Source organism: Brucella sp., from assembly GCF_032066345.1.
GTDB lineage: Bacteria > Pseudomonadota > Alphaproteobacteria > Rhizobiales > Rhizobiaceae > Brucella > Brucella pseudogrignonensis.
This window is the reverse complement of the sequence record NZ_DAMBKZ010000026.1, coordinates 1-11,735: the sequence shown is the minus strand read 5'-3', so window position 1 is coordinate 11,735 and position 11,735 is coordinate 1. Positions and strand designations below refer to the sequence as shown.

Sequence of the window (11,735 nt, the reverse complement as noted above, 5' to 3'; positions counted from 1 at the left end):
ACAAAAAGCAAAAATCCCGGACGCAACCGGGACTTTGTTGCCTATACTTAACGGAAAACTGGAGCGGGCGAAGGGATTCGAACCCTCGACCCCAACCTTGGCAAGGTTGTGCTCTACCCCTGAGCTACACCCGCTCGCGCCAGTCGTTTCCGTCAGGCAGGCGCTATATGGCCCAACGCTTTTGATATTGCAACAGGGAAAATGTTCTTTCCTGAAAAGAAAAAGCTGAAATAACATAAGCTCTTGATATTAATAGTAAAAATTATTCCTCGCCCCGTTGTGAATAAGATGCTTTGCCTTTGCAACTTAGGCTCAGCCTCGCCAGATCAGTGTGAATCAGCTGCATTCGAATGCATATATTTTTGCTTTTACGATTCATCACGGTGCTTCGGGCCTGTTCGGAAGCAATCGCTCTGCGATGGCAAAATACGGCTATTGCGTCTTTGGCCCGCGTGATTAAGTGTATAACAACGCTTCTATAATGGTCTTTTGAAAAGACCGCGCATTCAGGGAACAGAATCTTATGCCCATGACATCGGCCGAGCTGCATGAATATTTGAAAAACCTCGATATCGAGGTGAAGACGGTGGAGCATCCACCATTGTTCACAGTTGCCGATTCACAAAGCCTGCGTGGCGAAATCGCCGGAGGTCACACCAAGAATCTGTTTCTGAAGGACAAGAAAGACAATTTCTTTCTGGTGACAGTGGATGAAGACGCGGTCGTTGATCTCAAGTCGATCCATCAGATCATTGGTGCTTCCAGCCGCGTTTCCTTTGGCAAGCCAGAGAAGCTGATGGAATACCTCGGCGTGGTGCCTGGCGGCGTTACGGTCTTTGGCGCGGTAAACGATACAGGGCAAAATGTTCAGATCGTCCTCGACGCAAGTCTGATGGAAAACGACATCATTAATGGGCATCCTCTGACGAACGAAGCCACGACATCGATCAAACGGGACGACCTGATGCGCTTTCTTGCTGCGACAGGACATGAAGTGCGTATCCTTGCAGTTTCAGAGGATGCGAAGGCGTCTTCATAGGTATAGACTGGCAAGTGACGCTTGCCGTGCGATGGCGGCTTGAAATTGGTTGCTGCAGATACAAACTGAGATATCGAAACCGGCCTGCCGCTGCCCTATATGCAAGCTGGAAGACATAAGGAATATCCGATGACGAGCCAGAACAATCCCTATTCGAACTCAGGTGCGCAAATGACCGGCAATGTGTCTTTTGGCACATCGGCTCCAACTGCCGGTGGCGCGTCTCTGGGCGGCAATGATCTTATCAAGGACACAACGACTGCAGCCTTTCAGGCGGACGTTATTGCAGAATCGCGAAATCAGCCCGTGCTCGTTGATTTCTGGGCGCCATGGTGCGGCCCTTGCAAACAGCTCACGCCAATTATCGAAAATGCAGTTCGTGAAGCAGGCGGTGCAGTCAAGCTCGTTAAGATGAATATCGATGACCATCCGTCGATCGCGGGCCAGCTCGGCATCCAGTCCATCCCGGCTGTTATTGCCTTTGTGAACGGCCAGCCTGCCGATGGCTTTATGGGTGCGCTGCCTGAATCCAAGGTAAAGGAATTCATCGCGAAAATAGGTGGTCCAAGCGATCAGGAAGCGGCAATTGCCGAAGCAGTGACCGCGGCCAAGGAACTGGTTGAAGCTGGTGACTTTGTGCAGTCGGCGCAGATTTTCTCGTCAATCCTGCAGGTTGCGCCTGATAATGTCGATGCTGTTGTCGGTCTGGCGACTTGCCTGCTTGAATCAGGTGATGCTGAGAAGGCGCGTGAAATTCTGGCAAGCCTGCCTGCTGACAAGCAGGATGCAGCGCCGGTTCGTGCGCTTGAAGCGCGGCTTGCACTTGCTGATCAGGTGAAGCTGATCGGTGATCCGGTAGAGCTGGAGCGTCGTGTTCAGGCTGATCCGAACGATTTTCAGGCGCGTTACGATCTTGCGCAGGTGCGCAATGCGCAGGGACGACGTGTTGAAGCGGCTGATGAGTTGCTGGCCGTCATGAAGGCTGATCGCAGCTGGAACGATGATGGTGCGCGCAAGCAGCTTCTTCAGTTCTTTGAGGCATGGGGCAACGCAGATCCGGCGACACTGGGCGCGCGCCGCAAGCTTTCATCGCTCCTGTTTTCTTAAGCTGCTTCATAATACGGAACCATTGAAGCCACTTTATCTCTTTATTTTTATGCATTTTCACATGGAAAGCTGCTTCGCACTTTTACTGGAAATGCTCAGAAGGAGAAAGTCATGCAAGTGGGCAATGCCCGATATCGGTCAGCTTCGGATATTCCGGAGCTTGTTCCGGTATTTCCGCTCAAGGGAGCCCTTCTTTTGCCCGGTGGCCAGCTGCCACTGAACATTTTTGAGCCACGCTATCTCGAAATGGTCGAAGACGCGCTCGCTGGTAAGCGGATTATCGCAATGATCCAGCCTCGCATCGAAGATGCAGATGACGACGACGAGGGCGAGACGTTCGACGAGACTGCTCGACCGCAATTGAGCCAAGTTGGATGTCTTGGACGGATCACCACCTATTCTGAGACTGGCGACGGCCGTGTGCTTATTACATTGCAGGGAATCTGCCGGTTCCGGGTTTTGGAGGAAGTGAACTGCCGCAGGCCTTATCGCCAATGCAAAATTGCACCGTTCCTGACCGATCTTGAAGCGGCGCGCGATATCGGTGAGATTGATCGAGAAGCGTTGTTGCGTGCTTTCAAGGACTATCTTGAAGTGCATAATCTGGAAGCGGACTGGGATAGTATTTCGCGGGCTGCCAACGACACACTAGTCAATGCGCTTTCGATGATGTCGCCCTTCGGTCCTGCTGAAAAGCAGGCGCTTCTGGAAGCTGCAGATTTAAAAACACGGGCCGCGACCCTCATCGCGATTACCGAAATGGTTCTGGCGAAGGCCAAAGACGATTATGGTTCGCGTCTGCAATGACTGCTGGGGAAACAATAATGGCAATAGATGAAAATACAGGCAACCTCGACGTGAAACTGCTTGAGCTGCTTGTTTGTCCGCTAACCAAGGGACCGCTTCAATATGATGCGGAAAATAATGAGTTGATCTCGCAAAAGGCGAGACTTGCCTATCCGGTTCGTGGCGGTATTCCGATCATGCTGCCATCGGAAGCGCGTCCTCTGGAATAGAGTATATCCAGCCTCGGGCAGATTTGTAGCTTGAACGGATCTGCCCGATAAAGCCGTTATATAATTTCTGCATCTCCTCTGTTCTTTTTCATAAATTTCGCATCGCTGCTTGTTGCTTGCCGCGCGAGGGGGTTCTATAACCCTCGCGGAACTTGAAAGCGCGATATCGGAAATTGATTTCCCTGCCGTTATTGTGTGAGAAAAAACAGAGGCTTGGCATTATGGCATCCAGAAAACTCCTTCTCCTGCCCGGCGATGGCATCGGTCCCGAAGCAATGGCTGAGGTCCGCAAAATTATCGCTTTCCTCAATTCGGGTCTGAACCTCGGTTTTGAAACCGACGAAGGCCTGGTTGGCGGATCGGCATATGATGCGCACGGTCAGGCGATTTCCGATGCGGATATGGAAAAGGCGCTTGCTGCTGATGCCGTGCTTTTCGGTGCGGTTGGCGGTCCTAAGTGGGATAGCGTTCCTTATGAAGTACGTCCCGAAGCAGGTCTCTTGCGTCTGCGCAAGGATCTCGCACTTTATGCGAACTTGCGTCCGGCAATCTGCTATCCGGCCCTCGCACATTCATCGTCGCTGAAGCCGGAAGTGATCGAAGGCCTCGACATTCTGATCCTGCGCGAGCTTACCGGTGGTGTTTACTTCGGCGAGCCTAAGGAAATCATCGACCTGGGCAATGGCCAGAAGCGCGGTATCGATACGCAGATTTACGACACCTACGAAATCGAACGCATTGCCGATGTGGCTTTTGAACTTGCGCGCACCCGCGGCAACAAAGTTACGTCGATGGAAAAGCGCAATGTGATGAAGTCGGGCGTCCTGTGGAATCAGGTCGTTACCGCTCGTCACAAGGAAAAGCATTCGGATGTTGAACTTGAGCATATGCTGGCTGATGCTGGCGGTATGCAGCTCGTTCGCTGGCCGAAGCAGTTCGACGTGATCGTCACCGATAACCTGTTTGGCGATATGCTTTCCGACGTTGCTGCTATGCTGACCGGTTCGCTCGGCATGTTGCCGTCGGCTTCGCTCGGTGCTGCTGATGGTGTTACCGGCAAGCGCAAGGCGCTTTACGAGCCAGTACATGGTTCGGCACCAGACATTGCTGGCCAGGGCGTTGCCAATCCGATTGCCATGATCGCTTCGCTTGCCATGTGCCTGCGCTACTCGTTCAACCTGATCGATGAAGCTGATCGTCTGGAAGCTGCGATTGCCGGTGTTCTCGATGATGGTCTGCGCACTGCCGACATCTGGTCGGAAGGCACCAACAAGGTTGGCACCACCGAAATGGGCGATGCAATTCTTGCAAAGTTTAAGGCGCTTTCGGCTTAATAGCTGATAATACCTTTTAGAATTGGCCGCTGTGCAGAGATCGCGCAGCGGCTTTTTTAATATTTTCAGTCTAGCTGTATTGTGAAGTTTGCGAACACCGCAGCTATCAGCAGAGCGATGAAGAAATATTGAAATCCCTTCCTTTTGATCCGCATTGCAAACAATATCACGGCAGTTTCGATCGCAAAGAAAATGAAATCGCCGAGCGGAGATTCTTCATTATTGATTGAAATGCTGGGGCCAGCACTGCGCATAAGTTCCATCAGATTAAGCAATATCAATAGTGACAGAAGCCATGTTTTTCGCGACATAAAATAGCGTTCGTAATCGCCATATTCCTTAATGTCGTCCGGCGTTAAAGTAACGCACATGAAAAACAGGCCAAAAACATAAAGAAGGTCTGAGACATAGGTATAGACATTGTATGTCTTTGTGCTGCTTTCAAAAAGATAGTCCCACCAGAACTGAATGATCCAGAGGAAAACAACAACAACCCATCCGATATGCATATAAGATATTTTATGCTTGTTCGGATGTTGGACGAAGCGCGAAGCAAAGATGAGCAGCCGTGATATGCACAGACTGATACCCATGCCATTGATAATTCTCATATGAGAGAAAGCATCAGCAGCACTGATTGCTGTGTCGACTCCTGAAGGCAATTCTTCACCTGCTTGTTCGGTTTGTTACGGATACACGGCTGTCTTACAGCGGGCCCAGTTCAGAATGAATCGTTGGAACCGCTGTAAATGTTTGTTCTTACGCAATATCCGACGCAAAAATGCTTCGCACTTTTGCTGGAAATGCTATGATATTCAGAATAAATAGCGTGTGTTTGACTAAGAATGAATAGAATTGTTTTGTTATAGTAAAGTTGTTTCGCCGCTCTGCAGAAAGTGGATAGCTGGAAAATAAACGCCCGATTTCCGGCTGCAATTTATCGCCAGGACGCTAAGAATAGTGGTCATGTTGAACACACTTCCCGATATGAACACCTTGTATGACGCCTTGCTTGCCCGCGACACTGCGTATGAAGGCAAAGCCTATGTTGGCGTGCTTTCGACGGGCATTTTCTGCCGGCTGACCTGTCCTGCACGAAAGCCGTTGAAAGAGAATTGCCGGTTTTTTGCTTCAATACCTGAATGCATTGCCGACGGTTTCCGCGCTTGCAAAAGATGCCACCCGTTGCAGCCCGCAGCGGAAGCGGATGTTTCTGTCGATCGTCTGTTGAAGGCGTTGGAAGCACAGCCGCAACGGCGCTGGAGCGAGGGTGATGTCGCTGGCATGGGCTTTGATCCATCGACCGTGCGGCGTAGTTTCAGGCGGCATTTCGGCATTACCTTCCTTGAAATGGCTCGGCAGGAACGGTTGCGACAGGGTTTCCAGACGCTTGCGCAAGGAGAGCGTGTCATCGATGCGCAAGTCGATGCAGGTTTTGAATCACCCGATGCGTTCCGCAATGCTTTTGCCCGAATTTTAGGTCTGCCCCCGGCGCAGTTGCAAAAGGATGGCTTGCTCCGCGCAGATTGGATTAAGACGCCGCTCGGTACAATGATTGCCGTGTGTGATCAGTCATCCCTGCATTTGCTGGAATTTGCTGATCGCAAGGCGTTGCCGCAAGAGCTGAAAAAGCTGCACAAGGCCTGTCATGGTGCAATCGGTATCGGACGATATCCGTCGCATGATGTGCTGGAACGGGAGCTTGATGCATTTTTTGCGGGTCGATCCGCCAATTTCAATATTCCGCTGGTGCTGCATGGGAGCGCATTTACACGCGACGTCTGGCGAGAATTGCAGAATATCGGAGCAGGCCAGACACGAAGCTATAGCGAGATTGCAAGGGCAGTAGAAAAGCCGCTTGCGGTTCGTGCTGTCGCCAGAGCCAACGGTGCCAATCAGATTGCCATCATTATTCCGTGTCATCGGGTGATTGGTGCGGATGGCTCACTGACCGGCTATGGCGGAGGCCTTTGGCGAAAGCAGAAGCTTATCGAGATCGAGGCACAATATCGTTGAGTGGACCCAATAAAAAACGCCGCCCGATGAGGCGGCGTTTTCATTTTATTTGAGCTCAATTAGTCAATCTTATTGAGATCGACATTCTTGGTTTCCTTGACGAACAGGAGGCCGATAACGAGCGTGATTGTTGCAAGCACGATCGGATACCAAAGCCCGTAGTAAATATCGCCCTTAGCAGCACTCATCGCGAAGACAGTTGCTGGCAGCAGGCCACCGAACCAGCCGTTACCAATGTGATATGGCAGCGACATACCGGTGTAACGAATGCGGGTCGGGAACATTTCAACCAGGATAGCGGCGATTGGGCCATAAACCATCGTGACGTAAATCACGAGAATGGTGAGAATGGCGATCGTCATAACCCAGTTGATCTGCGAAGGATCGGCGACCATCTTGAACGCGCCTGCATTCGGGATGGTGTAGACAGCCTGTTCGGGCTGGGCCGCAGCATCGGCTTCCGCCTGCGTGATGATCTTGTTCTTGACCAGATCAGCGCTCGACATTGTTGCCTTTTCACCGGCACGTACAGCTTCCGCATTCAGTTCCAGTTCCGGATTGGCTGCGATGAAGGCATCGAGCTTGGAATCTGCAACTTTGGCAGGGCTGCGTACGAGCGGCCAACCAGCCTTTTGCAGGGCGAGGTTGATGTCATGGGTCAAAGCAGCCTGCTTTGCAGTTGCTTCTGCACCAGCTGCATTCGCATCAAACGAAGTTACAGTGGATTCACCGATCTTGACCGTTGCAGGCTGTCCGGCAGGGCCGATTACAACATCATAAGGCACAGCACTGCGCGACAGGAAGCTCGTTGCGATATCGCAGGAGCTGGTGAATTTTGAAGTGCCTGTTGCGTTGAACTGGAAGTTACAGTCGCCAGGAGCTGCCGTAACGGTTGCACGGATTGTCTGCTCGGCCTGTGCCAGCGCTGGGTTTGCAGCCTGCGTGAGAGCTTTGAACAGCGGGAAGTAGGTTACTGCCGCAAGCAGCAGGCCTGCCATGATGATTGGCTTACGGCCAATTTTATCGGACAGCCAGCCAAAGATAACGAAGAAGCTGGTACCGAGCAGAAGGGCTGCAGCCACCATGATGTTTGCGGTCTGGTTTTCAACCTTCAGCACGTTCTGCAAGAAGAACAGAGCGTAGAACTGACCGCAATACCAGACGACAGCCTGACCCATGGTAAGGCCGAACAGCGCGATGAGGGCGATCTTTGCATTTTTCCACTGACCGAATGCTTCAGAAAGCGGTGCCTTGGATGTTTTTCCTTCTTCCTTCATTTTCTTGAAGGCTGGGGATTCACTCATCTGCATACGAATCCAGACCGAGATACCCAGAAGAATGATCGAAACCAGGAACGGAATACGCCAGCCCCAGGCAGCAAAGGACTCAGTCGTCATCACGTTCTGAATGCTCAGGATAACCATCAGCGAAAGGAACAGGCCCAACGTTGCGGTTGTCTGAATCCAGGACGTGTAGAAGCCGCGACGACCGTTCGGGGCGTGTTCGGCAACATAGGTTGCAGCGCCACCATATTCGCCGCCAAGCGCCAGACCCTGCAACATGCGCAGAATGATCAGGATCGCAGGTGCAACAATACCGAGCGTTGCCGATCCGGGCAGAATGCCGACGAGAAACGTCGATGCGCCCATGATGACGATGGTAACGAGGAACGTATATTTACGACCAACGAGATCGCCGATACGTCCGAAGACAAGTGCGCCAAACGGGCGTACGAGAAAGCCTGCTGCGAAAGCGAGCAGCACGAAAATATTACGGGTTGTTTCAGGATATTCATTGAAGAACGCAGCGCCGATAAAGGCAGCAAGTGTTCCGTAGAGATAAAAATCGTACCATTCAAATACAGTGCCGAGCGAAGAAGCGAAGATCACCTTCTTTTCTTCACGCGTCATTTTAGGTGCGCCCGCCTTGGCGCTCGATTGAACTGACATTAATTCCTCCCAACAGCATTTTTGCTGATGTGCGCGGACGTTCTCCTCCAACTTCCACGCACTTTTTCCACGCAAGCATGATGAACTGAATCGTTTAATCCGTTTATTATCTTTTAGTATGAGAACCGCCCGGCTTGTTGCCCCGTGAAAGTTGACAGGCTGTGCGCCGAAGACGAGCGTGGTCGCAATATTGTCAGAACTGAAAATATGGCAGCTCTTTTCTTGAGGAGATCAGACATGAAGCGTTTTGAAGGGGGCTGCCTTTGCGGCAATGTGCGGTTTGTTGCTTCCGGTTCACCCTACCGCGTAGGAATTTGCCATTGTCTTGATTGCCGTAAGCATCACGGCGCTTTGTTTCACGCATCGGCGATTTTTCCAGAAAGCGCGGTAACAATTGACGGTGAAACAAAGGATTATGCGGGACGATATTTTTGTCCGCGTTGTGGTTCCTCGGTCTTTTCAAAATCGGAAGATGAGGTTGAAATCAATCTGGGGTCTCTCGATGCCCCGGATCAGTTCAAGCCAACCTATGAGCTCTGGACTATCCGGCGTGAATCCTGGTTGCCGCCATTTCCACTCAAAAGACACTATGAACGTGACCGCGATGGCACGACTCGCAGCGAAGACTAGATCAGGCAACCCGAACAGATGGTAATGTGCGCGCTATTCCTGTCCGTTTGGCGTTGGAATGCCTTTATTTTAGGCGTGACCGGGCATGCTGTGACGATGAAATAGGAATGATTATCCAAATACGACCTCTAACAGCCATTTTTCGTCGAATTTGGTTTTTTTCTCACGCATTGGGTGTTAAGTCGCTCTCGCGATAAATGCCGACAAATTCCCAGAGTTCAATTCATCCGCATGCCCCAAAATATCGCAGTGACGACATTTGCAGATTGATTTATGTCGCTGAGCGAACATCGAGCCCAGAGCCTGAAAGCCCCAAACATGACTGCACGTCTTTCATTCGCGCGCGAGCGTATTAACGTTCTTCTTCTCGAAGGCATTAACCAGTCTGCTGTCGATTATTTCAAATCGTCCGGCTACACCAACGTCGTTCATCTGCCCAAGGCACTCGACAAGGCTGAGCTGATCGAGGCGATTTCATCCGCGCATATCGTTGGCATTCGTTCGCGCACGCAGCTCACCGACGAAGTGTTTGAAGCGGCGCAGCGTCTGATCGCAGTCGGTTGTTTCTCGGTCGGTACCAATCAGGTTGATCTGAAAGCCGCCCGCAAGCGTGGTATTCCGGTATTCAACGCACCTTTCTCCAACACCCGCTCGGTTGCTGAACTGGTGATTGGCGAAATCATCATGCTGATGCGTCGTATTTTCCCGCGTTCCAATGCAGCCCATGTCGGCGGCTGGGACAAGAGCGCGACCGGCAGCCGCGAAGTCCGAGGCAAGACGCTGGGTATCGTTGGCTACGGCAATATCGGTTCGCAGGTCGGTAATCTTGCTGAAAGCCTCGGCATGACGGTCCGCTATTTCGACATGACCGACAAGCTGCAATATGGCAACGTGATCCCGACGGACACGCTCGATGAATTGCTCGAAATTTCGGACGTAATTAGCCTCCATGTGCCATCGAACAAGTCGACGGCCAAGATGATCACCGAAGCCAAGCTGCGCAAGATGAAGAAGGGTGCCTTCCTCATCAATAACGCGCGCGGAACAGTGGTCGATCTGGAAGCATTGGCAACAGTGCTCAAAGAAGGTCATCTTGCCGGTGCGGCAATTGACGTCTTCCCGGTTGAACCGGCTTCGAACAAGGACCCGTTTGTTTCGCCATTGCAGGGACTGGAAAACGTTATCCTGACCCCGCATATCGGCGGTTCCACCGAAGAAGCGCAGGAGCGCATCGGTATGGAAGTCAGCCGCAAGCTGGTTGAGTATTCCGATGTCGGTTCTACGCTGGGTGCGGTTAACTTCCCGCAGGTTCAGCTGCCTGCACGTCCAAGCGGCACGCGCTTCATGCATGTGCATGAGAACCGTCCGGGCATCCTCAACAGCCTCGTCAACATCTTCTCATCGCACAATATCAACATCGTCAGTCAGTTTCTGCAGACCGATGGTGAAGTCGGCTATGTGGTTATCGAAGGCGATGCGATGGAAGAACATGCCGAAGATGTGCTTCAGGCAATGCGCGAAATTCCGGGTACGGTTCGCACGCGTCTGCTTTACTAATTAGAGCATCATTTTTGAAAGGCCCGCGCAGCATTCGCTGCGCGGGCCTTTGTCATTTCGTGGTCTCTGCGTAATAAGCGGGATCGTTCCTGCATATTTGAGCAGTTTTGTTGCGCTCATCGCTGCAAACACATTGACTCTTTTTTCAAAGGGCTTAAAAGCGCAATCGGAAAAGGAGACAATCCCGTGAACGCTTCTCGCGCATCACATAGCCTGTGTGGACTGAATGGCCTCATCGCCATTGACAGCCCTATGGCGTCCGTTTCCAAAACTACCACGGCCACTTGCATTAAAACGACCACCAAAACGGTCTGACCCCTTGGCCTGCTCGCCCTCTCTCCCCGGGTCCGGCCCAGGGATAAGGCCCGCTGGTCGCGGGTTTTTATGGAAGCGGAGAGGACAGGAGAAGGTAAATGGGTTTCAAGATTGCAGTCGTCGGCGCCACCGGTAATGTCGGGCGCGAAATGCTCAATATCCTCGAAGAACGTGGCTTTCCGGCTGATGAAGTCGTAGCGCTTGCTTCGCGTCGCAGCCAAGGCACGGAAGTATCCTATGGCGACAAGACGCTGAAGGTTAAGCCGCTCGACCAGTATGATTTCTCAGATACCGACATCTGCCTCATGTCCGCTGGCGGCAACATTTCCAAGGAATGGTCGCCAAAGATCGGTGCGCAGGGCTGCGTTGTTATCGATAACTCGTCCGCATGGCGCTATGACGCCAATGTGCCGCTCATTGTTCCTGAAGTGAACCCTGATGCGATTGAAGGTTTCCGCAAGAAGAACATCATTGCTAACCCGAACTGCTCGACTGCGCAGCTCGTCGTGGCTCTGAAGCCTCTGCACGATGCAGCCAAGATCAAGCGCGTTGTTGTTTCGACCTACCAGTCCGTTTCGGGTGCTGGCAAGGAAGGCATGGACGAATTGTTCCAGCAGTCGCGTGCAGTATTTGTTGCTGATCCTGTCACCGCTCAGAAGTTCACCAAGCGCATCGCGTTCAACGTGATCCCGCATATCGATGTCTTCATGGAAGACGGCTACACCAAGGAAGAATGGAAGATGGTGGCCGAAACCAAGAAGATGCTCGATCC

At 52.0% G+C, this 11,735-nt stretch carries 11 protein-coding genes and 1 tRNA gene; 9 read left to right on the top strand and 3 right to left on the bottom strand.

Features of this window, described 5'->3' with window-relative positions; all coding sequences use genetic code 11:
• Positions 1-59: 59 nt before the first annotated feature.
• Positions 60-134 (bottom strand) — tRNA-Gly (locus tag RT142_RS21685).
• Positions 135-523: 389 nt separating this feature from the next.
• Between RT142_RS21685 and RT142_RS21680 the strand changes: the two genes are divergently transcribed.
• From RT142_RS21680 to leuB, 5 genes are all read left to right on the top strand, one after another.
• Positions 524-1,039 carry a prolyl-tRNA synthetase associated domain-containing protein gene (locus RT142_RS21680; protein ID WP_113159755.1) on the top strand — a complete coding sequence of 172 codons (516 nt, stop codon included), beginning with the start codon at positions 524-526 and terminating at the stop codon, positions 1,037-1,039.
• Positions 1,040-1,168: 129 nt separating this feature from the next.
• A complete protein-coding gene (gene trxA, locus RT142_RS21675; protein ID WP_079213412.1) occupies positions 1,169-2,146 on the top strand; it encodes a thioredoxin in 978 nt (325 codons plus the stop codon).
• Positions 2,147-2,257: 111 nt separating this feature from the next.
• On the top strand, positions 2,258-2,953 hold the full coding sequence (locus tag RT142_RS21670; RefSeq protein WP_313031425.1) for an LON peptidase substrate-binding domain-containing protein: 696 nt from the start codon (positions 2,258-2,260) through the stop codon (positions 2,951-2,953).
• A gap of 17 nt (positions 2,954-2,970) precedes the next feature.
• Positions 2,971-3,162, top strand: a complete 192-nt coding sequence (locus tag RT142_RS21665; RefSeq protein ID WP_007877751.1) for a Trm112 family protein — start codon at positions 2,971-2,973, stop codon at positions 3,160-3,162.
• A 221-nt stretch (positions 3,163-3,383) separates the two neighbouring features.
• Positions 3,384-4,496, top strand: a complete 1,113-nt coding sequence (gene leuB / locus RT142_RS21660) for a 3-isopropylmalate dehydrogenase (protein WP_007877752.1) — start codon at positions 3,384-3,386, stop codon at positions 4,494-4,496.
• A gap of 65 nt (positions 4,497-4,561) precedes the next feature.
• On the opposite strand, the gene RT142_RS21655 is transcribed toward leuB, so the two are convergent.
• Positions 4,562-5,005 carry a hypothetical protein gene (locus RT142_RS21655; RefSeq protein ID WP_162733839.1) on the bottom strand — a complete coding sequence of 148 codons (444 nt, stop codon included), beginning with the start codon at positions 5,003-5,005 and terminating at the stop codon, positions 4,562-4,564.
• Between the two features lie 457 nt (positions 5,006-5,462).
• On the opposite strand from RT142_RS21655, the gene RT142_RS21650 reads away from it, so the two are divergent.
• Positions 5,463-6,512 (top strand): bifunctional transcriptional activator/DNA repair enzyme AdaA, encoded by a 1,050-nt coding sequence (locus tag RT142_RS21650; protein ID WP_105520016.1) that lies wholly within the window; start codon positions 5,463-5,465, stop codon positions 6,510-6,512.
• A gap of 59 nt (positions 6,513-6,571) precedes the next feature.
• Here the strand turns inward: RT142_RS21650 and RT142_RS21645 are convergent, their stop codons facing one another.
• Complete coding sequence (locus RT142_RS21645) at positions 6,572-8,461, bottom strand: MFS transporter (RefSeq protein WP_007877756.1); 1,890 nt, start codon at positions 8,459-8,461, stop codon at positions 6,572-6,574.
• A gap of 237 nt (positions 8,462-8,698) precedes the next feature.
• Here RT142_RS21645 and RT142_RS21640 point away from each other — a divergent pair, with 237 nt between their 5' ends.
• The 3 genes from RT142_RS21640 to RT142_RS21630 all read left to right on the top strand — a co-directional run.
• Entirely contained in the window at positions 8,699-9,091 is a 393-nt protein-coding gene (locus tag RT142_RS21640) for a GFA family protein (RefSeq protein WP_313031413.1), read from the top strand.
• Positions 9,092-9,409: 318 nt separating this feature from the next.
• Positions 9,410-10,648 (top strand): phosphoglycerate dehydrogenase, encoded by a 1,239-nt coding sequence (gene serA, locus RT142_RS21635; RefSeq protein WP_007877765.1) that lies wholly within the window; start codon positions 9,410-9,412, stop codon positions 10,646-10,648.
• Between the two features lie 413 nt (positions 10,649-11,061).
• Positions 11,062-11,735: aspartate-semialdehyde dehydrogenase (locus RT142_RS21630; RefSeq protein ID WP_313031410.1), on the top strand; the 674-nt coding region annotated here is incomplete at its 3' end.